Origin of the sequence: Pseudomonas kitaguniensis (assembly GCF_009296165.1) — a bacterium.
Lineage (GTDB): Bacteria > Pseudomonadota > Gammaproteobacteria > Pseudomonadales > Pseudomonadaceae > Aquipseudomonas > Aquipseudomonas kitaguniensis.
In genome coordinates, this window is record NZ_VUAZ01000097.1 from 1 (window position 1) to 24396 (window position 24396).

A 24396-nucleotide genomic window follows, 5' to 3' on the forward strand; every position below is an offset into this window, starting at 1 on the left:
GAGCAGCGGCCCGTCGTGGCGACGCGGCCGCTCGCACAAGGGAGTACAGCAACCGCTTACACGGTATGCAGATACCAGTTGTACTCAAGGTCGGAGATGGAGTGTTCGAACTCCTCCAGCTCACTTTCCTTGCAGGCCACGAAGATGTCGATGTACTTGGGATCGATGTACTTGGCCATCACTTCGCTGTCGTCCAACTCACGCAAGGCATCACGCAGGTTGTTCGGCAGGCTTTGCTCGTTCTGCTCGTAGCTGTTGCCCGCCACTGGCGCGCCCGGTTCGATCTTGTTGGTCAGGCCGTGGTGCACGCCCGCCAGCACCGAAGCCATCAGCAGGTAAGGGTTGGCGTCGGCGCCGGCCACGCGGTGTTCGATACGCACCGCATCGGCCGAGCCGGTCGGTACGCGAATCGCCACGGTGCGGTTGTCCAAGCCCCAGCACGGCGAGTTCGGCACGTAGAACTGTGCGCCGAAACGACGGTAGGAGTTGACGTTAGGGCACAAGAAGGCCATTTGGGCGGGCAGGGTCTCGAGCACACCGCCGATCGCGTGACGCAATGCGGCGTTCTGCTCGGGATCCTCGCTGGCAAAGATGTTCTTGCCGTCTTTGTCCAGGATCGAAATGTGCACGTGCAAACCGTTGCCTGCCTGGCCTGGGTAAGGCTTGGCCATGAAGGTGGTGTCCATCTCATGATCGTAGGCGATGTTCTTGATCAGGCGCTTGAGCAGTACCGCATAGTCGCAGGCCTTGATCGGGTCGGCCACGTGGTGCAGGTTCACTTCGAACTGCGCCGGGGCACTTTCCTTGACGATGGCGTCCGCCGGGATGCCTTGCTCTTTGGCGCCTTCCAGAATGTCCTGGAGGCAATCGACGTATTCGTCGAGGTCGTCGATCAGGTAGACCTGTGTCGAGTGCGGGCGTTTGCCGGAGATCGGTGAGCGCGGCGGTTGTGGGCGGCCGTTCACGTTCTCCTGGTCGATCAGGTAGAACTCAAGCTCGAAGGCGGCGCAGACCGTCAGGCCGAGGTCGTCAAATTTGCTGACGACTTGGCGCAGCACTTCGCGAGGGTCGGCGAAGAAAGGCGTACCTTCAAGTTCGTGCATGGTCATCAGCAATTGCGCGGTAGGGCGCTTTTGCCAGGGTTCATTGCACAGGGTGTCGGGGATCGGATAACAGATTCGGTCAGCATCACCGATGTCCAGACCCAAGCCGGTGCTTTCCACCGTCGAGCCGTTGATATCCAGGGCAAATAGAGAGGCAGGCAGGTTAATGCCCTTCTCGTAAACCTTGTGGAGGCTGGTGCGTTCGATGCGCTTGCCGCGCACCACACCATTCATATCCGCAATTAGAAGGTCTACGTACAGAACCTCAGGATGATCCTTAAGGAACGCGTTCGCTTCATTAAGCTGAACGGCACGCGGGGGTACCGACATGATGCAACACCTTTGTTGTTAAAAATATCAATCATTGATCTTTTCTGGTTTCAGTCAACCCGAACGGCATGCCGAAGTCAAGCAAGGGCTTTTTTGCCCTAAAAAAGCACCGCGAAGGCTTTTTTGGGGCTTTTTGGGGCGATTTTTTGGGTTTAGAGGGCGCAGGATTCGCAGGCTTGAGCGGGCCGTGTTGTATTTTTTACGGGAGTGTTGTGTAAAAAAATGAACAAGGCTAAGCTCGATTCAAACCCATAACAGCAATAATACCGGGGTGCTCCATGTCTCGCCTGCCGCCACTTGGCGTCTTGGCCTGCTTTCGCCAGGCCTTGTCAGCAGTCCGTTTTCCCCGCGTGAATGCCCACGCACCGGCCAATATTCTTGACGGCCCCGTCGCTTCCCTTTTTGCCATTTCGACTGCCACTGAGCGGCTGCCATCCGCGCTGCCGCTCAAGATTGCGCACGACTTTGGCGTGAGGAATGCAACGTTGCAGCAAATGGCAGGTAAGCTCCTACCCTGAACGAAAAAACGACGCGGATGCTGCGTCAACCAACGCCTGGCCTTTAATGGATGCCAGGAAACCCAGCCCAGAGGCATTTATGAGTAACAACCTCGACCAGCTCACCGATTGGTTGAAAGACCACAAGATCACAGAAGTCGAATGCATGATTGGCGACTTGACCGGCATCACCCGGGGCAAGATCTCGCCGACCAACAAGTTCATCGCCGAAAAAGGCATGCGCTTGCCCGAGAGTGTTCTGTTGCAAACGGTTACCGGCGATTACGTCGAAGACGACATCTATTACGAATTGCTCGACCCGGCCGACATCGACATGATCTGCCGCCCCGACCAGAACGCCGTGTTCCTGGTGCCCTGGGCCATCGAGCCGACCGCCCAAGTGATCCACGACACCTACGACAAGCAAGGCAACCCGATCGAGTTGTCGCCGCGTAACGTGCTCAAGAAGGTCCTCAAGCTGTACTCCGACAAAGGCTGGCAGCCCATCGTGGCGCCGGAGATGGAGTTCTACCTGACCAAACGCTGCGAAGACCCGGACTTCCCGCTGCAGCCGCCGATTGGCCGTTCCGGGCGCCCGGAGACCGGTCGCCAGTCCTTCTCTATAGAAGCCGCCAACGAGTTCGACCCGTTGTTCGAAGACGTCTACGACTGGTGCGAGCTGCAAGAGCTGGACCTCGACACGTTGATCCACGAGGACGGCACGGCGCAGATGGAAATCAACTTCCGTCACGGCGATGCGCTGTCACTGGCCGACCAGATTCTGGTGTTCAAGCGCACCATGCGTGAGGCCGCGCTCAAGCACAATGTGGCCGCTACCTTTATGGCCAAGCCGATGACCGGCGAGCCCGGCAGCGCGATGCACTTGCACCAAAGCATCATCGACATCGCCACCGGCAAAAACGTGTTCTCCAATGAAGACGGGAGCATGAGCCAGCTGTTCCTGAACCACATCGGCGGCCTGCAGAAATTCATCCCTGAACTGCTGCCGCTGTTTGCGCCCAACGTGAACTCGTTCCGCCGCTTCCTGCCCGACACGTCGGCGCCGGTCAACGTGGAGTGGGGCGAAGAGAACCGCACCGTCGGCCTGCGCGTGCCGGATGCCGGCCCGCAAAACCGTCGCGTGGAAAACCGCTTGCCGGGCGCCGACGCCAACCCGTACCTGGCGATTGCCGCCAGCTTGTTGTGTGGCTACATCGGCATGGTCGAAGGCCATAACCCGAGCGCGCCGGTGGTGGGGCGTGGTTACGAGCGGCGCAACCTGCGCTTGCCGTTGACCATCGAAGACGCGCTGGAACGCATGGAAAACAGCAAGACCATCGAGAAATACCTGGGTAAAAAATTCATCACAGGTTATGTCGCGGTCAAGCGGGCCGAGCATGAAAACTTCAAGCGCGTGATCAGTTCGTGGGAGCGGGAATTCCTGCTCTTTGCCGTCTGATGCGCCGGGCGCGCTGTGGGAACAGCGCGCCCTTCACTGAACAGTTCAGGAGATTGGTATGTCCAGCAACAACCCGCAAACCCGTGAATGGCAAGCTTTGAGCAATGATCACCACTTGGCGCCGTTCAGCGATTTCAAGCAATTGAAAGAGAAGGGCCCACGGATTATCACCAAAGCCCGCGGCGTTTACCTGTGGGACAGCGAAGGCAACAAGATCCTCGATGGCATGGCTGGCCTGTGGTGCGTGGCGATCGGTTACGGTCGCGATGAACTGGCGGATGCCGCCGCCAAACAGATGAAAGAACTGCCGTATTACAACTTGTTCTTCCAGACCGCTCACCCGCCTGTGCTGGAATTGGCCAAGGTCATTTCCGAGATCGCACCGGCCGGCATGAACCACGTGTTCTTCACCGGCTCCGGCTCCGAAGGCAACGACACCATGTTGCGCATGGTCCGCCACTACTGGGCGATCAAAGGCCAACCGAACAAAAAAACCATCATCAGTCGCAAGAATGGCTACCACGGCTCCACCGTGGCCGGCGCCAGCTTGGGCGGCATGACCTATATGCACGAACAGGGTGACTTGCCGATCCCGGGCATCGTGCATATCGCGCAGCCGTACTGGTTCGGCGAAGGCGGCGACATGAGCGCCGAGGAATTCGGGGTGTGGGCGGCCAACCAGCTTGAAGAAAAGATTCTGCAGCTCGGCGTAGATAACGTTGCTGCGTTTATCGCCGAGCCAATCCAGGGCGCGGGTGGCGTGATAGTGCCGCCCGACAGCTACTGGCCGCGCATCCAGGAGATCCTCGCCAAGTACGACATCCTGTTTGTCGCCGACGAAGTCATTTGCGGTTTCGGCCGCACCGGCGAGTGGTTTGGCAGCGACTTCTATGGCCTCAAGCCGCACATGATGACCATCGCCAAGGGCCTGACCTCGGGTTACATCCCGATGGGCGGCCTGATCGTGCACGACGATGTGGTTGCGGTGCTCAACGAAGGCGGTGATTTCAACCACGGCTTCACCTACTCCGGTCACCCGGTGGCGGCGGCGGTAGCGCTGGAAAACATCCGCATCATCCGCGATGAACGCATCGTTAAGCGGGTTCACGACGAAACGGCACCTTATTTGCAGAAACGTCTGAGGGAGCTGGCTGATCACCCGTTGGTGGGTGAAGTACGCGGTGTGGGCATGCTCGGTGCGATTGAGCTGGTGCAGGACAAAGCCACGCGCAAGCGTTACGAAGGCCGTGGCGCAGGCATGATTTGCCGAACCTTCTGCTTCGAGAATGGCCTGATCATGCGCGCCGTGGGCGACACCATGATCATTTCGCCGCCGCTGGTGATCAGCAAGGCTGAAATTGACGAGTTGGTGAGCAAGGCTCGCCAGTGCCTGGACCTGACTTTGGCGGCATTGCAGGGCTAGGTGCTAGGCTCAGTGCGCAGCGGCTGAACCGCTTGAAAGCCAGCCCCCGAACTTGCCAGACTGTCGCCCGTTGTATCGCCGTTGCGCGCGACGAAACCCAACAAAGCTTGTGGCCCAAAAAAGAAAAATTGGAGCATCACCAAATGAAGGCATTAGGTTTGAAGAACGCCGGCAAGACCCTCCTCGCCTTGTCCCTGATGGGCGCAATGGCGGGCGCGGCCCAGGCAGACGATAAAGTGCTGCACGTCTACAACTGGTCCGACTACATCGCACCGGACACCATCGCCAACTTTGAAAAAGAGTCAGGCATTAAAGTGGTGTATGACGTGTTCGACAGCAACGAAACCTTGGAAGCCAAGTTGCTGGCAGGCAAGTCCGGTTACGACATCGTCGTGCCGTCGAACAACTTCCTCGCCAAGCAGATCAAGGCCGGTGTTTACCAGGAACTGGACAAGTCCAAGCTGACCAACTACGACAACCTGAACAAAGCCCTGCTTAAAGCCGTGTCGGTCAGCGACCCGGACAACAAGCACGCCTTCCCGTACATGTGGGGCTCAATCGGCATTGGCTACAACCCGGAGAAGGTCAAGGCCGCGCTGGGCGTCGACAAGATCGATTCCTGGGACGTGCTGTTCAAGCCGGAAAACATCGCCAAGCTGAAAAGCTGCGGCGTGAGCTTCCTCGATTCGCCAACCGAAATGTTGCCGATCGCGCTGCACTACCTGGGCCTGCCAACCGACAGCCAGAAGAAAGACGACCTCAAGCAAGCCGAAGCGCTGTTCCTGAAAATCCGCCCTTCGATCGGCTACTTCCACTCGTCCAAGTACATATCGGACCTGGCCAACGGCAACATCTGCGTGGCCGTGGGCTACTCGGGTGACATCCAGCAGGCCAAATCCCGCGCGGCTGAAGCCGGTGGCAAGGTCAAGGTTGCCTACGACATTCCGAAAGAAGGCGCAGGCAGCTTCTACGACATGGTCGCCATCCCTAAAGATGCCGAAAACCTCGACGCCGCCTACAAGTTCATGAACTACCTGCTCGAACCCAAGGTTATGGCTGCGATCACCAACAGCGTGCGCTTCCCGAACGGTAACGAGAAAGCCACCGCCTTGGTCGACAAAGACATCACCAGCGACCCGGGCATCTACCCGCCAGCCGATGTGCAAGCCAAGCTCTACGCGATTGCTGACTTGCCCGCTGCGACCCAGCGTGAAATGACACGCAGCTGGACCAAAATCAAATCGGGCAAATAAGCCTTTGTACCTGTGGGAGCGTCTAACCGGCGCTCCCACACATTAAATGACATAACGCTTTGCCGGATCGGTTTATCGAGGGTAAGTTGCGCGCCGGTTTTGTTGCCGGGCAACAACTTCAGGCCCAACTATTTAAGAGGACCTCCACGTGCCAATTTCTTTATTTCGCAACGCCGTGCTGGTGGCTGCAGGTATCACGCTGGCTGTCAGCGTGCAGGCTGCACCGACCGTGCATATTTATAACTGGTCGGACTACATCGGCCCCGACACCCTGGCCAACTTCGAAAAGGCCAGCGGCATCAAGCCGGTGTATGACGTGTTTGATTCCAACGAAACCCTGGAAGGCAAGTTGCTCGCCGGTCGCACCGGTTACGACGTGGTGGTGCCGTCCAATCACTTCCTCGGCAAACAGATCAAGGCCGGGGCATTCCAGAAGCTCGACAAGTCACTGCTGACGCACTACGCCAACCTCGACCCGGCGCTGCTCAAACGTCTGGAAAACAACGACCCGGGTAACCAGTACGCCGTGCCTTACCTGTGGGGCACCAATGGCATTGGTTACAACGTCGATAAAGTGAAGGAAGTGCTCGGCGTCGACCACATTGATTCCTGGGCGATCCTGTTTGAGCCGGAAAACATGAAGAAGCTGGCGACCTGCGGCGTCTCGTTCATGGACTCGGCGGATGAAATGCTGCCGGCGGTGCTCAACTACATGGGCCTTGATCCCAACAGCACCAACCCGGCCGATTACAAAAAGGCCGAAGAAAAACTGCTGAAAGTACGGCCCTACGTGACCTACTTCCATTCGTCCAAATACATCTCGGACCTGGCCAACGGCAACATTTGCGTGGCAGCCGGGTTCTCCGGCGATGTGTTCCAGGCCAAGGCACGTGCCGACGAGGCAGGTAAGGGCGTAAATATCGCCTACGCAATTCCGAAAGAAGGCGGCAACCTGTGGTTTGACGTTCTGGCGGTTCCCAAGGACGCGACCAATGTCAAAGAGGCCCACGCCTTTATCAACTATCTGCTGCAACCTGAGGTGATCGCCCAGGTCAGTGACTACGTCGGTTACGCCAACCCTAACCCCGGCGCAGACAAACTGATGAAGCAATCGATACGCACCGACGCAGCGGTTTACCCACCGCAGGCGGTTCTCGATCGCACGTTCGTCAATGTCGAGCTGCCGCCCAAGGTGCAGCGCTTAATGACCCGTAGCTGGACCAAAGTAAAAACGGGCAAGTAAGGCTCATATTATCCAGGGTTCGCCCGCCTCGGGCGAACCGCACTCTTTTTTGTTGGGAGTTTCGTAATGGCAGTTGCCTCCGGCGCCTATAAGAAAGCCCTCGAGGGCGACCAGACACCGAAAAAGGTGCTGGTCAAAATCGACCGGGTCACGAAGAAGTTCGACGAGACGATTGCCGTGGACGATGTGTCCCTGGAAATCAAAAAAGGCGAAATTTTCGCCTTGCTCGGCGGCTCTGGTTCGGGCAAATCCACTTTGCTGCGCATGCTTGCAGGCTTCGAGCGCCCAACCGAAGGTCGCATCTACCTCGACGGTGTGGACATCACCGACATGCCGCCCTACGAGCGGCCGATCAACATGATGTTCCAGTCCTACGCCTTGTTCCCGCACATGACCGTGGCGCAGAACATCGCGTTTGGCCTGCAACAGGACAAGATCCCCAAGGCCGAGGTCGAGGCGCGTGTGGCCGAGATGCTCAAGCTGGTGCAGATGAGCCAGTACGCCAAGCGCAAGCCGCACCAGTTGTCCGGTGGCCAGCGTCAGCGTGTGGCGCTGGCGCGTTCGTTGGCCAAACGCCCGAAACTGCTGCTGCTCGATGAGCCAATGGGCGCCCTCGACAAAAAGCTGCGCTCGCAAATGCAGCTGGAACTGGTGGAGATTATCGAGCGCGTCGGCGTGACCTGCGTGATGGTGACCCACGACCAGGAAGAAGCCATGACCATGGCCGAGCGCATCGCGATCATGCACCTGGGCTGGATCGCGCAGATCGGCAGCCCCATCGACATTTACGAAACGCCTACCAGCCGCTTGGTGTGCGAGTTCATCGGCAACGTGAACATCTTCGACACCCAAGTGGTGGATGACGCTGAAGGCCACGCCGTACTCAAGTGCGCGGACCTCGACCGTGACATCTACGTGGGTTACGGCATCGCCACCTCGGTGGAAGACAAGTCGGTGACCTACGCCATCCGCCCGGAAAAATTGCTGGTCACCACGCAAATGCCGACCGGCGAACACAACTGGTCCAGCGGCAAGGTGCACGACATCGCCTACCTCGGCGGGCACTCGGTGTTCTACGTGGAACTGCCGAGCGGCAAGCTTGTGCAGTCCTTCGTCGCCAACGCCGAACGCCGTGGACAACGGCCTACCTGGGGTGACCAGGTGTACGTGTGGTGGGAAGACGACAGCGGCGTGGTATTGCGCTCATGAACATGAAAAAACTCAAGCGGCGCTTGCACCGCATCGTGCCCAGTGGAAAGCAGGTGGTCATCGGGATTCCGTTCCTGTGGCTGTTCCTGTTTTTTGCACTGCCGTTTTTCATCGTACTGAAAATCAGCTTTGCCGAAGCCGACGTGGCGATCCCGCCGTACACCGAGATCTACACCTACGTTGAGCAAAAGCTGCAGGTGGTGTTGAACCTGGCGAACTACAGCTTGCTGGCGGGCGACGAGCTGTACATCGCCGCCTACCTCGGTTCGCTGAAAATGGCGTTTTTCAGCACGCTGCTGTGCCTGCTGATCGGCTACCCGATGGCCTACGCAATTGCCACCGCGCGCAAAGAGATGCAGACCGTGCTGGTGCTGCTGATCATGATGCCGACCTGGACCGCGATCCTGATCCGCGTGTATGCGTGGATGGGCATCCTCAGCAACAACGGTTTGCTCAACGGCTTCCTGATGTCGATCGGCTTGATCAACGAGCCGCTGCAGATCCTCAACACCAACATCGCGGTGTACATCGGCGTGGTGTATTCGTACCTGCCGTTTATGATCCTGCCGCTCTACGCCAACCTGGTGAAGCATGACCAGAGCCTGCTGGAGGCCGCGTCGGACCTCGGTTCGAGCACCTTCAACAGCTTCTGGAAAATCACCGTGCCGCTGTCCAAGAACGGCATCATTGCCGGCTGCATGCTGGTGTTTATCCCGGTGGTGGGCGAGTTCGTGATCCCGGAACTGCTCGGCGGCCCGGAAACCCTGATGATCGGTAAAGTATTGTGGCAAGAGTTCTTCAACAACCGTGACTGGCCGGTGGCCTCTGCGTTGGCGGTAGTGATGCTGGCGATCCTGATCGTGCCAATCATTCTGTTCAACCGCAGCCAAGCCAAAGAGTTGGAGGGCAAGATATGAAGCGCTTCAGTTTTTCAAGCTTCATGCTGGTGGCGGGGTTGTTGTTTATTTACCTGCCGATGCTGATTCTGGTGATCTACTCGTTCAACGAATCCAAACTGGTGACGGTATGGGGCGGTTGGTCGATCAAGTGGTACGTGGGCCTGCTGGACAACACTCAGTTGATGGGCTCGGTGGCGCGCTCGCTGGAAATCGCCTGCTACACGGCGGTGGCGGCGGTGGCGCTGGGTACGTTGGCGGCCTTTGTGCTCACGCGCATCAGCCAGTTCAAGGGCCGCACGCTGTTCGGTGGCCTGGTGACGGCGCCGTTGGTGATGCCGGAAGTGATCACCGGCCTGTCGTTGTTGCTGCTGTTTGTGGCCATGGCGCAGATGATCGGCTGGCCGCAGGAACGTGGCATTGTCACCATCTGGATCGCCCACACCACGTTCTGTGCGGCGTACGTGGCGGTGGTGGTGTCGGCGCGCTTGCGTGAGCTGGACCTGTCGATTGAAGAGGCGGCGATGGACTTGGGCGCGCGGCCGTGGAAGGTGTTCTTTTTGATCACCATCCCTATGATCGCGCCGTCGTTGGCGGCGGGCGGCATGATGTCGTTCGCACTGTCGCTGGATGACCTGGTACTGGCCAGCTTTGTGTCTGGCCCGGGTTCGACTACGTTGCCGATGGAGGTGTTTTCGGCGGTGCGTCTTGGGGTTAAACCCGAGATCAACGCGGTGGCCAGCTTGATCCTGTTGGCGGTGTCGTTGGTGACTTTCCTGGTGTGGTTCTTCAGCCGTCGTGCCGAAGAACACCGCAAGAAAGCCATCCAGCAAGCGATTGAAGAGGCGGCGGAGGAGGGCTGGAAACAGCCGGACAAGCGCCGGGCGCCCGCACCGGTCTAATCAGGCCCTCCTGAAGAAGCCGGATCAAAATGTGGGAGCGGGCTTGCTCGCGAATGCGTAGTGTCAGTCACCAGATGTACTGACTGATACACCGCTTTCGCGAGCAAGCCCGCTGCCACATTTGTCGCATTTCAAGTTGATTATGCAGCCCACGGCGATGTGCGAATCACTTCCACAAAGTTCATCGGCTTGAACCCCGGCTCCTGATCCACCAGCACATCGGTCTTCACGTTGCCAAACGTGGTTTGCGGACGATGGCGCAAGCCGTCGGCAAACGCGCAGATGATGCATTCCTTGAACCCTTCACCGCGTGGGTGCGCATGCACCACGGCCTCGCGCTGCACGCTGGTAAACGCCGCATAGTCGATGCCCAGCACGTCCATCTCGACACCGGCGGTCACCAGCGCCACGGTTGGGCGCAGGTGCTGCGGCACACCCGGCGTGGTGTGCAAGGCAATGGCCAGCCATACCTGCTCGATGTCGTCATCACTCAGCCCGTAAGGTTTGAGGAACGCCGCCGCCGCGTTGGCACCGTCCACTTCAAAGCGCTGGTTGTTACTGCGATGGCCTTCGATCAGGCCGAGGTCATGGAACATCGCGCCGACGTAGAGCAGCTCCGGGTTGTAAGCCAACTGCTGGCGTTCACCGCTCAAGGCGCCGAACAGGAATACGCGGCGGGAGTGGTGGTAGAGCAAATCGGTCTCGACGTCGCGGATGTATTCGGTGGTGGCCTTGGCCAAAGCGCTGTCGGGGATCTGGATGCCGGCGATGGTGGTGCTCATGGGCGTGCTCCTCTGGAAAGCATCCAGTCTGGTCGCCCGCCCGCGACGCGGCCACCGCTACGAGGGTGCGAACCCGGCCAATGTGCTGCCACATCGTGCCAAGGCTGTACTCGGTCAAATGTGCGAGCTGGCTTGCCTGCGCCAGCATCACCTCGGTATACCTGATGGACCGAGTCGCTTGCATCGCAGGCAAGCCAGCCCCACAGGGTTTTGCGTTCGCCCCGGACATAAAGGTCTACCCATGCAAAAAACCGTTGGCATCCTGATCTTTCCCGGCGTGCAGGCGCTGGACGTTACCGGGCCTATGGATGTGTTTTGCGAGGCCAACCGCTTTTTGCCGCCGCAGGACCATTACCAGTTGGAAGTGATTGGCCTCGGCCACGGCAGCATGGCGGCTTCCAACGGTTTGTCGCTGCAAGCCCATCGGCATTACAGCGAGGCCCTGCACGCCTATGACCTGCTGCTGGTGGCTGGCGGCCCGCAGTTGCCCTTCGAAGATTTCGGCGCGGTGTTTGATGCCTGGCTGCGCGGCGCAACCGCACGGGCGCAGCGCTTCGGTTCGATCTGCAACGGCGCGTTCATGCTGGCCCGCGCCGGGTTGCTGGAGGGTAAAACCGTCACCACGCATTGGAACGATGCGGCTGCGCTGGCGCGCATGTGCCCTGCGGCTCAGGTCGACGCCGACCGCCTCTACGTGCAGGACGGCAACCTCTATACCTCGGCCGGGGTCACGGCGGGTATCGACCTGTCGCTGTACCTGGTGGCGCAGGACCACGGCCCGGAAGTGGCGTTGAGCGTGGCCAAGCGCTTGGTGGTGTTCACCCAGCGTGCGGGCGGGCAGTCGCAGTTCAGCCCGTTTCTTGCGCCCCACGCCGACACCACCTCGGCGGTGGCGCGGGTGCAGTTGTACGTGTTGGCCAACCTGACCGGCGATTTGAGCATTGCCGACCTGGCCAAGGCCGCGAATATGAGCGCGCGTAATTTTTCCCGGGTGTTTGCCCGTGAGGCACGCATCACCCCGGCGGAATTTGTCGAGCGCGCGCGGGTGGACGCGGCGCGGGTGATGCTCGAAAGCAGCCCCGCACCGCTGAAAACCGTGGCCTATCAATGCGGGTTTCGCGACGCCCAGCACATGCGCAGCGTGTTCAACCGCCGGCTCGGCGTGACGCCGCAACAGTTCCGGCTCAACTTCGCGGCCCCGGTGTAGCGCCAGCTATCGGGCAGGCAACAGCTTCAGCGTGCCGCGCGTGTTGGCGGTAACTTCTTCATCGGTGATGTGCGCTTGTTCGTAGCCGCCTTCGATATAGGTTTGCGCCTGGTCGCCGTAGTGCGAATCAAACGGCACGCCGCTTTGGCCCACCGGGTTGATGGTCAGGGCGTGGGCCGGGTCGGCGAAGTCGATCAGGCGGCGCGTTGATGGGCCGTAAGTCACCGGCCAGGGCGCCGGGCCAATGGTGGCCGACTGGTTGTTTGGCACTTCGTGTGTGCCGGGAGCAGGGAACGGGCCGACGTTGAAGATGAGGTCGAGCGGCTTTTGCATGCCCAGCGGGTGGCCGTGAGTCAGGGTGTGCGCCTTGCCCCATTGCCACTGAGTCGTGTCGCTGCCGAAGGTGCCAGTCAGATGCGCAACGCTGTTGTCCCACGCGCGTTTCACGGTGTCGGCGCGCGCGCCGCCCCACCATGGCGAGTCCGGCGAGGCAGCCAGGCGAGGCAACGCAGCGTCGATCAGGCGACTGCTGAGCAGGGTCTTGAACATGCCATCACCGAGTTTGCGGTGGAAGGTCGCATCGGCGAGGTTAAACAAGAACTGGTTGAACAACGTGGCGCTGGTCGAGTTCAGTGGGTAGTCACCTTTCCAGGCGGCCAATTGTTCCACCCACTGCAACTGCGCCGGGTCCTTGACCACCTCGCGCAGCACCGGCAACAGCGGTGCCAGCAAGCGCGGGCCATAGGCAGTGGTGGTGCCCAGTTGCACGGCCTGGCTGTTGTTCACGTCCCACTTCACACGCTTGTCGCTCAACTGCGTATTCAACTGCTGGCCACGGTCGGCGAGGTTGTAATAACCGGGTATTTCCATGCCGGTGGGCGAGACCGGCTGGGCGTTGGCCGACACCACATAACCCCGCGCCGGGTTTTCTTCCTGCGGGTTGGCGCTGAATGGGTAGAAGCCCAGCTTGTCGGCCTGCGCGGTGCTGCCGTCAAGGATGAAACCGGGGTTGACCCCAGCCGGCCGGATCGGCAACTGCGCCGCCGCCCACCAGCCGATGTCGCCCTTGGCATTTGCCCACACGATATTCAGGCCAGGCGCCGAGACCTTGGCCGCCGCCGCACGTGCTTTGGCCAGGGTGTCGGCACGGTTGAGCTGGTAAAACCCTTCGAGGATCGGGTTTTCGGTGTCGAGAAACGCCCACCACATCGCGATCGGCGTGTTGCCCGCGTTCTCGCCGAGCACGTCGTTGATGATCGGGCCGTGGGGCGAGCTGCGCAGGGTCAGTGTCACCGGCGCCTGACCTTTGACGGCAATTTGCTGCTCGCTGCTGGTCATGTCGACCCATTGGTCGTGGTACCTGACCTGATTGGGATTGTCCGGGTTGACCTTTTCAGCGATCAGGTCGAGGTCATCGTTCTGGAACATGGTCAGGCTCCAGCCGAAATCCAGGTTGTGCCCCAGGAACGCGACCGGCACCAGTGCGTTGTGATAGCCGTAGAGTTCAAAGCCCGGCGCCGATAGCTGGGCCTCGTACCACACCGACGGCACCGAAAAACGGATATGCGGGTCGCCCGCCAGCAACGGTTTGCCGCTCTTGGTACGGCTGCCGCTGATTGCCCACGCATTGCTGCCCTCGAACTGCGGCAAGCCGTTGTCGGCCAGCGCCTGTTCGCTCAAGGACGCGAGGGCACCGAGGGTTTTCCAGTCGTTGGCCGCCAGGTTCAGCGCACCTTTGGCTTGCCAGTCGAGGTCGAAGACTTTCAGGTAGTCGCTGCCCAACTGGTCGCGCATGTAAGTCAGCAGCGGTTCGCTACGAAACGCGGCGGCAAAGCTGTACGCCATGTACCCGGCGACGCTGATGGTGTCCTCGGCGGTAAATGGCCGCTTGGTGATGCCCAATGCGTCGAACTCTATCGGGCTGGCGTGGCTGTCCTGATATTGGTTGATGCCGTCCAGGTAGGCTTGTAATGCCTTCCATGCGTTCGAATCGTGGTCGATGTGTTCGACGTAACTCAAGGCGCGCTCACGAATGCGCAGGCTGCGAAACAACTTGTCGGTCTGCAGCACCTTCGGCCCCAGCACTTCGGCCAGCTCGCCACGCGCCAGGCGGCGCATGATTTCCATCTGGAACAGCCGGTCCTGCGCCTGCACATAGCCCAGGGCGCGATACAGGTCGGCCTCGTTCTCGGCGCGGATGTGCGGCACGCCACGCTCGTCGTAGCGCACCGTGACCGAGCCTTGCAGGTTAGCCAGTTTAACGGTGCCCTGGCGGGTGGGTTGCTTGCTGTAGATATACCCGCCGGCGCAGGCGATGAGGACTGCAATCAGGATTGCGAACACGGTCAGGCTGCGTTTCATGGACGGTCCTTGAGTCAATCACCTTGGAGGTCGGCTGAGTCTAATGGGTTTGGTGGGTGCTGAGGAGCCGCTGAGCGCGCGATGCGTATCGCCGACAGCCGAGGTTCAAGTGGGCTGCACCCCGAAGAGGCTATTATCGCGCCGGTCATCTTTGAGCTTTTTGCCATGACTTGCGCCCTGCAACCTATGCCAGACCCCAGCCCGCCCGAGGCTGCCTACGCGTGCTGCCTGGAAGCGCACTCGCTGATCGCACACTTTTTGCAGCATCCGCCGCTAGGCTTTGACACGCGGCTATCCGACCAGGGCCTGCCGTATTTTTTCACGCCGTTTGACCTGTTGACCACCGCCGACGACGCGTTGGTAAAGCGCGTTCGCGGCTGGCCGGGGTATCGGTTTTGGCATGCCTGGCTGCGTGTCGACAGCTGCTTTGTGGGCACCACGGTCAGCGAATACTCACCGTTCCCTGAAGGTGTGCCGCCGCAGGCGCTCGCGCAGTGGCTGCACGATGAGTGCGCCCCGCAGCGCAAACTCACCGTGATCAAAGACCTGCCGTGCAACTCGCCGCTGCTCAGCGACGCCGACAACCGCTACGCGCAAGCCTTGACCGATGAGTGCAGCCGGCGCGGTTTCATCAGCGTGCAAGGCCAGGCGCTGGCGTATGTGCCGATCAACTTCGGCAGCATCGACGAATACCTGGCGCGCTTGTCCCACAGCCGTCGCCGCAATATCCGACGCAAACTGCGCAGCCGTGAGGCACTGCGCGTGGAAGTGTTAAACACCGGCGATGCGCGCTTTAACGATGACGCTTGGCTGGCGCAGTTGTATGCGCTGTACAAGGCGGTGTACGACCAGAGCGAGATCCATTTTGACCTGCTGACGGCTGAGTTTTTCAGCGCCTTGCTCAGAGACGCCGGCAGCAACGGGCGCGTGTTCTGCTATTGGCACTGCGACCAATTGATCGGCTACAACCTGTGTTACGTCGAGGGCGGCAAGTTGCTCGATAAGTACATCGGCCTGAATTACCCGCTGGCGCTGGAATTCAACCTGTACGTCGTCAGTTGGTTTGTGAACCTTGAGTACGCGCTGGCCAAAGGGCTGAGTTTTTATGTGGCGGGCTGGACCGACCCACAGGTCAAGGCCAGCCTCGGCGCCGACTTTACCTTTACCCGCCATCTGGTCTGGGTGCGCAACCCGTTGTTGCGCAAGCTGGGCAAGCGTTTGCGTCACCACTTTGAAAGCGATACCCAATGGCACCAGGAGCAATCCGCATGAGCCAGGCGCTAACGCCGCTGATTCTGGATTTTGATGGCGCCGTCAGTGACATCCCCGGCGCGCTCACCTTGCCGTTGCAGGCCTGGCAGGAAAAGATCCGCTTCGGCTGCCGTTGGGCGCAATTCAAGCAGTTGGAGGCCGCCCTGCACGCGCAAATACCCCGCGACCATGGCTGTGTGTTTACCGGCAGCGGCGATTATCACCACCTTAGCCAACTGTTGTTGAACCGCCTGCCCACGCAGCAGAAATTCCAACTGATTATTTGCGACAACCATCCCGACAACATGCGCTACCCGTTTGGTATCCACTGCGGCTCGTGGGTCTACTGGGCCAGCCGGTTGCCGCAGGTGGAACACGTGCATGTGCTGGGCATCGGCTCGCAGGATATTAGTCTGGGCCATGCGTGGGAAAATCACTGGTCGCCGCTGCTCAAGCGCAAGCTCACCTATTGGAACATCAACGTCGACACGCGCTGGATGAACTGGGTCGGCGCCGGTCGCAGCAATCGCGCCTTCAGCCATGCGGATGAGCTGATGGGCGCGTTTTTGGCGCAGTTTGATCGTTCGCTGCCGGTTTACCTGTCCATCGATAAAGACGTGCTGAGCCCGCAGGTGGTGAACACCAATTGGGACCAGGGTGAATTCCTGGAGCAGCATTTGACCGACCTGATCAGCGCCTGCGAGGGCAAGATCATCGGCGCGGACATCACCGGCGATGTGTCCGAATACCACTATCAAAGCGCGTTCAAGCGTTGGCTGAGTGCGAGTGACGGCCAAGTCGCGTTGCCGCCAGACCAGGTGCTGATTTGGCAGCGGCAACAGAATGCGCTGAATACGCGGCTGGTCAGCCAGATCCATCAAGGCTGGGCCGCGAGGTAGGCGGCCTGCCGTTTACGACGCCGAGGTTTCCAGCGCCGTCTCGGCCGTTTTGTCCTGCGGGGTTTCCTGGCGCGCCAGGCAAAGAATGCCCGCCACGATCAGCAGGCCGCCGATGACTTTAGGCAGGGTGAGGGTGTCGTTGAACAGCCAGACAGACACCAGCGTCACGCTGATCAGCTCCAGGTAGGAGGCCGCAAACGCCGGGCCGATGGGCGCGTGCTTCATCAGCGTCATCCAGGTGAAAAAGGCGCCGATATAGCCGACAAACGCGCCGTAGATCCATGGATGGCCGAACACGCGGGCCAGCCACGCCACATCCATCGTCAACGGCTCGGCATGCATCGAGGCGTATTTGAAGCTGACCTGCGCCAGGGTGTCGAAAAAAATCAGTGATAAAAAGCCGAGGATATAAAAGCGTTTCATTATTCGAACCCTACGACGACGGTGCCCAAGGCGATCAGCAAGATGCCGATCAACCGCCATTTGGTCAGGCTTTCCTTGAACCACAGGCGGCCGGCAATCATGATCACCACGATGTTGAATGACCCCAGCATCACGGCCACCGACAACGGCACCAGTGACAGAAACGCCAGCCACAACACGAACTCGAACACGTAGAGGCCGATGCCGATCCAGAACCAGGCGCGCACTAGCATGTGGCGCCAGTGGGCCATGCCGGAGAACTCGGCGCTGTTGGTGGCGGCGGCCTTGAAGGCGAGTTGGCCGGACGTATCAACGATGACGTTGAGTATCCAGAGGATGAAGGTTAATTGGCTCATGTGTTCCTGTCGTTGGCTTACAATCGCGCTGAAAGCCTACGATACCGCAGCCTGCCGACCGGGTGACTGGAGTTTGCCGGTCGAACAGCCTGCGTTCAGTTTGGCGAGTAAGCCCCTCGCATGAAATCATCCGCGTCGATTGTTGAATCAATAAATATTTCCATTTAGTTAAAGTCGTTCAGTCCAGGTTAAATTTCCGTAGGGTGGACTGTACCTCTAATTTCAAATGCTTTTCGTCCAGTTCGCTTTCTCTACGGTTAGCATCAGGATTAAAAGAATCTGCAAGTACAAAAATGCTGGATGCACACTCTGAGATGTTTATCTCGTCGTGTTTTAGCCTGTCTGTGTCGCGCTCATTGCTCCACTGAGCGATGTAGGTATCAGCGAAAGCTTCTGCAGAGACGACGCTATTGGAAAATCTGCGCGCTAAATTAATCAGGTCCATGCTCATTGTAATACTCCGTTGTTTAGATAGTTCTTGAATTGTGGTGTGTTTGGATCAAGTTTCCATCCGGATACAAATTTGCCATCAGCACCAATAATTACCATATTATTAGTTTTCGAATTAAAAAATACGGTGGACCCTTTTTCTCGCTGATACGTCCCTTTGGGAAGCGTGCTGGCGTCAGCAAGGTGTGCCTCGATTGCACTCTTGAATTTAGTTAAAGTTTCTGTGTTTTTTTGGTTTTCATCTATGCCGAAACTTGAGGCATGTTTGAATTTTCGATCCAATTGTCTACGTGTGAACTTGCCCGAATCCAGCGGCTCACTGAACACCGCGTAGATGGGAGGCAGGCCCGACTCCTTAGGGAATACATAAATGGCATCGCGAAGATCCTGCGGGTAAAACGCGGGTAGTGCCTCAGCAGTTACCTCGATCGGTGTTAACGTTACACCCTCATGCACAGGCACATCCACCATGTGGCTTGGCGTTGTGGTCGAGCTGTTTCCGGGTGTCGTGACAGGAAACACCAGCGTGCGAGGGGGCGTATCGGCTGAGGTGAAGGTATAGGCATTGAGTGCCGTGTCCAGTGTCAGAGCTCTAACCGGCACCTTTGCTGAAACGCTATCGCCTGCAGAGGTTGCGATCACGGAATACTGATAATGGTCTCCGTAAATACGATACGGCATATCCACAGTCCCGCCAGCGGCCGCTATCTCTGGCAAATTGCTCGGCAATTGCGGCGTCAACGCCGCCACGGGAGTGCTCATTGTGGTTGAAAAACGGTCGCTGTTGCCCAGTGTCGGCGAATACACCAGCAAGCCGATGCCTACTCCGGTTGCCCGGTCCAGTACGGTCGCTGCAAGCCCTTTCAACGCCTGGATCGCGGCTTGAATGGCTGCATCCAATGTGAAGGTAGAGCTTGCGGTCAGTGCAATTGAACCCGCTGCGGCATTCAATTGTGCGCCTCCCGGCCGCGCGGAAACCCTGAAAGTGTTAGCCGCACGGATGGCGTTTGCCTGCGCCAAGGCTCGAGCTTGCTCGGCTGCTTCAGCGGCCCAGGCCTGTTCGACCTGGGCCTTCAGCCACGCCAACTGCTGGGTCAGATACGCAATCTCCTCATTGAGGAGTTTTGCAGCGTAGGCGGCGTATAAGGATTTTTGCCAGTTTTGAAAGTTTTTATCTGGGTCTGAAAAGATCATGCTATCGGAAATAGCTCTTCTCATGAACTCACTAACGCGTTTGCTGAAAAAGTGGGTGCGATAATAGCTGTTCGCAACCATTATTTGTGTGGTGATTTTCGATGATTTGTCGGCGAGTAGGGTTTCTCTGATTGAGATTTCCTGAACTAAAGCTCCGACAGGTGTTGAGGCAGTATTCCCCTTCTTCCCGCGGATGGCAGAAAGGCTGTCTTCCATGGATGTGGCCAATGCGCCGAGTTTTTGTGAGTAGAGGACCTCCTGGTTTCTTACTGCATTACTGACGAGTGGCGGGAATTTTTCAAGAATGTAGTTGCGGGTTGCGGAGCCGATTCTGCGAGCATCTCGGCTACCTGCGAAATCTTCATAGCCGCCGCCATTGTTTGGGCCGAAAGTTTGCTCCCGGTAAGCAGTTATTACTGTCTCTCCAAGGAAGACTGTATTTCCAGATTTATACGGCATTAAAAATGCTCCATGATAATTGGCGCCAACACGAGCCGTTCCATGCTTGTGTAGTTGAAGTTCATTGTTCAGACTTTAAAAGTTGAGCATCTGAACTTTAGTGCAGCCAGGCCGGCCATGCATTGAGTAAGTGTGAGAGGGCGTGTCTGTGCACGAATTGACGGCTGATATGGAAACTTACGGCGCAGAGGGTGCTTGCCAGTCGCAATAACAACCGACCGCCAACGTATGCGTTGCGTCGACTTCGCGCCCAGCTGCCAGCGCTTTCAGGATGGGCTCGATAAAGCTGTTGCTTGAATTGCACGTCAGCCCTTCACTGTACGGCCCGAAATACGCGAGCTTGCCGGTGCGATCCCAAATGCCCACGGCTGGCGTGGCCGGCATCTGCTCGGCGCCGGGCAGGGCGCTGAGAGGTTTCATCTTGCGCAGGTTGTCGGGCAACTGGCCGTGGCCGCCGGCTTTTTGCAGGGCATAGAACTCGACGCCTTGGGGCGCGTAGTGCTCGATCAACTCGCCCAAATGCTGTTGGTTGCCGACGTTGCACGGGCAGCTTGGGTCCCAGAAGTGCACCAGGCGGATCGGGCCTGGGCCTGCGAGGTCGGCGGGCAGGCGCAGGGCGTCGCCTGCGAATACGGCGGTGTGTTCGCTGAATGCGCGCAGGTAGCGGCCCTGAAACCAGTCGTAGGCCGCCCACAGCACGCCGGTGCAGATAACCAGAAGCAGGCCGGCAAACAAGGCGGAGCGGTAGGGCTGTCGCATTCAGATCAATCCTCGAAGGTCGCGTAGCTTGCCATGCTTGCCCTGACAGATGAATATCGCAGCTCGATATTCATCTTCACCGTGCTTTGCGCCTCAAGTCTGGAAGCTTTTATGCCCGTTACCTTTGACCCCGATCATCTGCGCGAAAGTTTGCAGCCCCTTGTGGAGGCGCAACCGCTTTCTGTAGAGGCGCGGGTGTATCAGCGTTTTTATGGCTTGGACCTGCCTGCGCGCGCAGTGCCTGCGGTGAGCCGGCTGGGGCGCTTTGAGGTGGATGGCTTCGACGTGGTGGCGCAGGTCTGGTGGCCGCCGCTGCCGGTGGCGACGCTGTTCATGTTTCACGGGTTCTACGACCACATGGGCTTGTACCGCAGCGTGGTCGACTGGGCGCTGGACCAGCACTTTGTGGTGATTGCCTGCGACCTGCCGGGCCATGGGTTGTCGACTGGCGCGCGGGCCAGTATTGATGATTTTTCGGTGTATCAGGACGTGGTGCAGGCGCTGTTTGCCGAGGCCAGGGCGCTGCAATTGCCGCAACCCTGGCACTTGTTCGGGCAAAGCACCGGCGGCGCGGTGGTGGTCGACCATTTACTCAATCACGGCGCCGACAGCCCGGCGCAGGGCAAGACTTTTCTGTTGTCACCCTTGGTGCGGCCGCGTGCGTGGGGGTGGTCGCAGGTCAGCTATTACCTGCTGCGGCCTTTCGTCAAAGGCATCGCCCGGCGGTTCAGCGAGAACACCAACGACCCGCAATTCAAGCCCTTCCTTGAAGCCGACCCGTTGCAGCCACGCCAACTGCCCACCGCCTGGGTAGGTGCCCTGGCGCGCTGGATCAAACGCATCGAAGCCGCACCGCGCAGCCCACGACGGCCGGTGATTGTGCAGGGCGAGGAAGACATGACGGTGGACTGGCAACACAACCTGCAGGTGTTGCGCAGCAAGTTCGATCAGCCTGAGGTGTTGATGCTGCCGCGTGGCAGGCATCACTTGGCGAATGAGATTCCCGAGATTCGTGAGGCGTACTTCCGATATTTATCGGACCACCTGAAGTAACTGTGGGAGCGGGCTTGCTCGCGATGCAGGCACCTCGGACCATCAGGTACACCGAGGTGCTGCCATCGCGAGCAAGCCCGCTCCCACACTGATTACTGCGTCAGGCTGGACGTGCTTTGGCCGACAGCCAAACCTGCGCGAATCGCGGCGAGTGCCGCCTTGTAATACGCACGGCCTTCCGGCGACTCGGCAAACGTGGCGAATTCTTCCAGCTCCGGGTCGGACAAATCCCGATAGACGTACAGCAAGGTATTGTTCAGGTCATTGCCGATCTGCTGCATCAGGCGCTCACGCTGGCCGTTCAACATGCCTTGAGCCTGACCGCCGCCCAACAGGCCGGGAATCATCTGGCTCAAGCTGTCGGCGGCCACGCCGGCGATTGCCAGGCTGACCTCGGCGCCCGCTTCACGCGCAGGCAGCGCTTGCGCCAAGTGACCGATGATCAAACTGCGGGTGGCGTCGGCTTCAATGTGCGGCAAACCCTGGGCGTTTTTTGCCAGTTGATCGCGGCGCGTGGCGAGCAATTCGGCGGCGACGATTTTGCGACCCAGCGGCGATTGAAAAAACGCCAGGGCGGGCTTCGGGTCCGCCAGGTTCTTGCGCAATTGCGCTTCGGCGCGCTGGTCCATGGCTTGCGCGGCAAAACGTTTATTGCTGTTGTCGACCAGCGCCTGGTACACCGCAGGCGGCAGGCTCTGGCGATAGCGCTGCTGGGCGGCACTCAGGGCGTCGGTGAAGTGCGCACGTTGTTCGGCCCAGCCGGCGACCTTGTATAACGGGTCATAACCGTCTGCCCAAGCGGGCAAAACGCAGCACATCAGCACGGAAAAAAACAAACGACGCATATGGACTCCTGTCAGTCGGCCACTATTGTCCGTGTCGGGCGTAGGATTTGTCGAGAAATCCTATCGGTCACCTGACTAAAGTGTATTCAGACGCTCGGCGGCTCTGTCGGATTCACAGGCGTATGGATACTATGCGCGCCATGCAAATACCCCTCGATCACCTCTTGCTGCAACGCATTGTCGACGACTTGGCCGAAAAAGGCTGGTCGCAGCAGAACGGTTTCCTGCCCCAGGCTCTGACCCTGGAACTGGCGGCTGAGTGCCGTAAACGTGCGGCCGAAGGTGAGTTAGCGCCGGCAGCGGTCGGGCGCGGGCCAACTCAGGAGATTCGCGAGGGGATTCGCGGTGACCATATCCAGTGGCTGGAGGAGGGCGACGCCGCGGTCTGCGAAACCTACATGGGGTTGATGGACAGCCTGCGCCAGGCGATGAATCGCGGTTTGTTCCTGGGCCTGGAAGATTTCGAAAGCCACTTCGCGATGTACCCGCCGGGCGCGTTTTACCTCAAGCACGTGGACCGTTTTCGCGACGACGACCGGCGCATGGTCTCTGCGGTGGTTTACTTGAATGAGGCGTGGCTGCCCGACCACGGAGGCCAATTGCGTATGTACCTCAAGGATGGCGTCGAATACGATGTGCTGCCCGCTGGCGGTTGCCTGGTGGTGTTCTTGTCCGGGGAGGTGCCCCACGAAGTCCTGCCCGCTACGCGCGAACGCTTGTCGCTGACCGGCTGGTTTCGCCGACGCGGTAATGAGCCGTTTTAAGTATGCAAAAGATTCTGATCAGCCGTTGCCTGCTAGGGCACAAGGTACGCTACGACGGTGGGGCCAGTGGCCCGTTCGATCAGTTGGCGGCGTGGCAGGCCGAAGGCCGCGTGGTCGCGATTTGCCCGGAAGTGTCGGGCGGTTTGCCGACGCCCAGACCTTCGCCGAAATCCCCGGCGGGCAGGGCATTGATGTGTGGGAAGGTCGCGCGCAGGTGCTGACCGCTGATGGCGAAGATTTCAGCGCCGCCTTCCTTGAGGGTGCGCGCCAGGCGCTGGCGCTGGTGCAGCGCCACAACATCCGCATCGCCGTGCTCAAGGCCAACAGCCCATCGTGCGGCAACGTGCTGACCTATGACGGCACCTTCACCGGCGTAAAAGTGCGCGGCGAAGGCGTCACCGCAGCGCTGCTCAAGTGCCATGGCGTTCAGGTATTCAGCGAGCTTGAGTTGCCCGAGGCGGCAGCCGCTTTGACGCAGCTGTCGAAAACGCTATAGGCCAAATGTGGCAGGCAGCCTCGCTCCATCTTTGATAGAGCCGCAAAGCCGATCTGAGCGGTTGCATCGCTTTTGTGGGAGCGGGCTTGCATCGCGATGCAGGCACCTCGGACCATCAGGTAAACCGAGTGGATGCCATCGCGAGCAAGCCCGCTCCCACAGTTGATCGCCGTTGGCTTGCGAGCTTTCAGGTCGCCTGCTTTTGATCTTGACCTGGAGGCGCCGCGTCAAACCACTTGTGCGTCAACGCCTTCAAGCGGCCATCGGCCTTGATGTGCTGCAAGGCCTTGTCCACACTGTTTTTGAACGCCGGGTTGCCTTTTTGGAATGGAATCGCCAGCGTCGGATTTTCGCGATAAGGCTGACTGAAATCGAACCGATCCTGCAGCTCGGCAGTCATAGCGATATGGTTGATGGCCACGTCGTATTTGCCGGTTTCAACGCCCGGCAGCATGTCGGCGTCGTCGGTGGTGATGAATGAGGGGCGCACGTCCATCTCTTTTGCCAACTGCTCACCGAGTTCCACTTCAAAACCGGTCAGCTTGTTGCCGTCCTTGAAGTTGAATGGCGGCGTGTTGGCTTGCAGGGCGATGCGCAGTTCACCTCGATCAAACACATCATCGATCAGTTCGGCGTGCGCCAAGGGGCTCAGAAGGGGAAGCAAAAGTAACAGGCCAGGCAAAAAGCGCATGGTCACTCCTAAAAAATTCGTACGTGCGAGGCACCGTTCAGCATCGCTTGGCTAGGGTGTTAGTGCCTTGGACCGCAATTTGTCGCGAAGT

The 24396-nt window shown here is 59.2% G+C and carries 23 protein-coding genes and 1 pseudogene; 14 read left to right on the forward strand and 10 right to left on the reverse strand.

The annotated features are described in order from the left end of the window. Nucleotides 1–56: 56 nt before the first annotated feature. On the reverse strand, nucleotides 57–1433 hold the full coding sequence (locus F0169_RS16665; RefSeq protein ID WP_152747119.1) for a glutamine synthetase family protein: 1377 nt from the start codon (nucleotides 1431–1433) through the stop codon (nucleotides 57–59). 278 nt (nucleotides 1434–1711) lie between these two features. On the opposite strand from F0169_RS16665, the gene F0169_RS16670 reads away from it, so the two are divergent. From F0169_RS16670 to F0169_RS16705, 8 genes are all read left to right on the forward strand, one after another. Next, nucleotides 1712–1951 carry a hypothetical protein gene (locus F0169_RS16670; protein WP_082649054.1) on the forward strand — a complete coding sequence of 80 codons (240 nt, stop codon included), beginning with the start codon at nucleotides 1712–1714 and terminating at the stop codon, nucleotides 1949–1951. 79 nt (nucleotides 1952–2030) lie between these two features. Further along, the gene (locus F0169_RS16675) at nucleotides 2031–3389 is read left to right on the forward strand and encodes a glutamine synthetase family protein (protein ID WP_099234891.1); all 1359 of its coding nucleotides are present in this window, start codon (nucleotides 2031–2033) and stop codon (nucleotides 3387–3389) included. Between the two features lie 58 nt (nucleotides 3390–3447). Then, nucleotides 3448–4812: an aspartate aminotransferase family protein gene (locus F0169_RS16680; RefSeq protein WP_152747120.1), complete on the forward strand. Its 1365-nt coding sequence runs from the start codon at nucleotides 3448–3450 to the stop codon at nucleotides 4810–4812. A 158-nt stretch (nucleotides 4813–4970) separates the two neighbouring features. Next, complete coding sequence (locus tag F0169_RS16685; protein WP_058413839.1) at nucleotides 4971–6065, forward strand: polyamine ABC transporter substrate-binding protein; 1095 nt, start codon at nucleotides 4971–4973, stop codon at nucleotides 6063–6065. 148 nt (nucleotides 6066–6213) lie between these two features. Next, nucleotides 6214–7308: an extracellular solute-binding protein gene (locus F0169_RS16690; protein ID WP_172979463.1), complete on the forward strand. Its 1095-nt coding sequence runs from the start codon at nucleotides 6214–6216 to the stop codon at nucleotides 7306–7308. Between the two features lie 66 nt (nucleotides 7309–7374). Continuing rightward, nucleotides 7375–8517 carry an ABC transporter ATP-binding protein gene (locus F0169_RS16695; protein ID WP_058413726.1) on the forward strand — a complete coding sequence of 381 codons (1143 nt, stop codon included), beginning with the start codon at nucleotides 7375–7377 and terminating at the stop codon, nucleotides 8515–8517. Beyond that, nucleotides 8514–9434 (forward strand): ABC transporter permease subunit, encoded by a 921-nt coding sequence (locus F0169_RS16700; RefSeq protein WP_099234888.1) that lies wholly within the window; start codon nucleotides 8514–8516, stop codon nucleotides 9432–9434. Before F0169_RS16695 ends, F0169_RS16700 begins: the two co-directional genes overlap by 4 nt. Continuing rightward, nucleotides 9431–10315: an ABC transporter permease subunit gene (locus tag F0169_RS16705; protein WP_152747121.1), complete on the forward strand. Its 885-nt coding sequence runs from the start codon at nucleotides 9431–9433 to the stop codon at nucleotides 10313–10315. Before F0169_RS16700 ends, F0169_RS16705 begins: the two co-directional genes overlap by 4 nt. 140 nt (nucleotides 10316–10455) lie before the next feature. Here F0169_RS16705 and F0169_RS16710 read toward each other — a convergent pair whose 3' ends face one another. Next, nucleotides 10456–11097: an HD domain-containing protein gene (locus F0169_RS16710; protein ID WP_058413723.1), complete on the reverse strand. Its 642-nt coding sequence runs from the start codon at nucleotides 11095–11097 to the stop codon at nucleotides 10456–10458. 241 nt (nucleotides 11098–11338) lie between these two features. Between F0169_RS16710 and F0169_RS16720 the strand changes: the two genes are divergently transcribed. Beyond that, complete coding sequence (locus tag F0169_RS16720; RefSeq protein WP_152747122.1) at nucleotides 11339–12304, forward strand: GlxA family transcriptional regulator; 966 nt, start codon at nucleotides 11339–11341, stop codon at nucleotides 12302–12304. Nucleotides 12305–12310: 6 nt separating this feature from the next. On the opposite strand, the gene F0169_RS16725 is transcribed toward F0169_RS16720, so the two are convergent. Next, a complete protein-coding gene (locus tag F0169_RS16725) occupies nucleotides 12311–14665 on the reverse strand; it encodes a penicillin acylase family protein (protein WP_152747123.1) in 2355 nt (784 codons plus the stop codon). Nucleotides 14666–14830: 165 nt separating this feature from the next. Here F0169_RS16725 and F0169_RS16730 point away from each other — a divergent pair, with 165 nt between their 5' ends. Next, the gene (locus F0169_RS16730; protein ID WP_152747132.1) at nucleotides 14831–15937 is read left to right on the forward strand and encodes a GNAT family N-acetyltransferase; all 1107 of its coding nucleotides are present in this window, start codon (nucleotides 14831–14833) and stop codon (nucleotides 15935–15937) included. Then, on the forward strand, nucleotides 15934–16815 hold the full coding sequence (locus tag F0169_RS16735) for a hypothetical protein (RefSeq protein WP_152747124.1): 882 nt from the start codon (nucleotides 15934–15936) through the stop codon (nucleotides 16813–16815). Before F0169_RS16730 ends, F0169_RS16735 begins: the two co-directional genes overlap by 4 nt. 12 nt (nucleotides 16816–16827) lie before the next feature. On the opposite strand, the gene F0169_RS16740 is transcribed toward F0169_RS16735, so the two are convergent. The 5 genes from F0169_RS16740 to F0169_RS16760 all read right to left on the reverse strand — a co-directional run bounded on the left by F0169_RS16740 (nucleotide 16828) and on the right by F0169_RS16760 (nucleotide 20456). Next, nucleotides 16828–17238, reverse strand: coding sequence for a DMT family transporter (locus tag F0169_RS16740; protein WP_152747125.1), 411 nt, complete (start codon nucleotides 17236–17238; stop codon nucleotides 16828–16830). Further along, nucleotides 17238–17594 carry an EamA family transporter gene (locus tag F0169_RS16745; protein WP_099234882.1) on the reverse strand — a complete coding sequence of 119 codons (357 nt, stop codon included), beginning with the start codon at nucleotides 17592–17594 and terminating at the stop codon, nucleotides 17238–17240. The genes F0169_RS16740 and F0169_RS16745 overlap by 1 nt, the downstream gene beginning before the upstream one ends. A gap of 178 nt (nucleotides 17595–17772) precedes the next feature. Beyond that, nucleotides 17773–18045, reverse strand: coding sequence for a colicin immunity domain-containing protein (locus F0169_RS16750; protein WP_152747126.1), 273 nt, complete (start codon nucleotides 18043–18045; stop codon nucleotides 17773–17775). Then, nucleotides 18042–19697, reverse strand: coding sequence for an S-type pyocin domain-containing protein (locus F0169_RS16755; protein WP_152747127.1), 1656 nt, complete (start codon nucleotides 19695–19697; stop codon nucleotides 18042–18044). The genes F0169_RS16750 and F0169_RS16755 overlap by 4 nt, the downstream gene beginning before the upstream one ends. 177 nt (nucleotides 19698–19874) lie before the next feature. Next, nucleotides 19875–20456: a DUF6436 domain-containing protein gene (locus tag F0169_RS16760; RefSeq protein WP_058413715.1), complete on the reverse strand. Its 582-nt coding sequence runs from the start codon at nucleotides 20454–20456 to the stop codon at nucleotides 19875–19877. Nucleotides 20457–20567: 111 nt separating this feature from the next. On the opposite strand from F0169_RS16760, the gene bipL reads away from it, so the two are divergent. Next, nucleotides 20568–21509 (forward strand): phospholipase BipL, encoded by a 942-nt coding sequence (gene bipL, locus F0169_RS16765; protein WP_152747128.1) that lies wholly within the window; start codon nucleotides 20568–20570, stop codon nucleotides 21507–21509. Between the two features lie 92 nt (nucleotides 21510–21601). Here bipL and F0169_RS16775 read toward each other — a convergent pair whose 3' ends face one another. Continuing rightward, nucleotides 21602–22354, reverse strand: a complete 753-nt coding sequence (locus F0169_RS16775; RefSeq protein WP_122249398.1) for a DUF2059 domain-containing protein — start codon at nucleotides 22352–22354, stop codon at nucleotides 21602–21604. Between the two features lie 131 nt (nucleotides 22355–22485). On the opposite strand from F0169_RS16775, the gene F0169_RS16780 reads away from it, so the two are divergent. Next, on the forward strand, nucleotides 22486–23118 hold the full coding sequence (locus F0169_RS16780) for a 2OG-Fe(II) oxygenase (RefSeq protein WP_152747133.1): 633 nt from the start codon (nucleotides 22486–22488) through the stop codon (nucleotides 23116–23118). Nucleotides 23119–23120: 2 nt separating this feature from the next. Further along, a pseudogene (locus F0169_RS16785) lies at nucleotides 23121–23614 on the forward strand (2-thiouracil desulfurase family protein). 187 nt (nucleotides 23615–23801) lie between these two features. Here the strand turns inward: F0169_RS16785 and F0169_RS16790 are convergent. Then, complete coding sequence (locus F0169_RS16790; protein ID WP_152747129.1) at nucleotides 23802–24305, reverse strand: transporter substrate-binding domain-containing protein; 504 nt, start codon at nucleotides 24303–24305, stop codon at nucleotides 23802–23804. Between the last annotated feature and the right edge of the window lie 91 nt (nucleotides 24306–24396).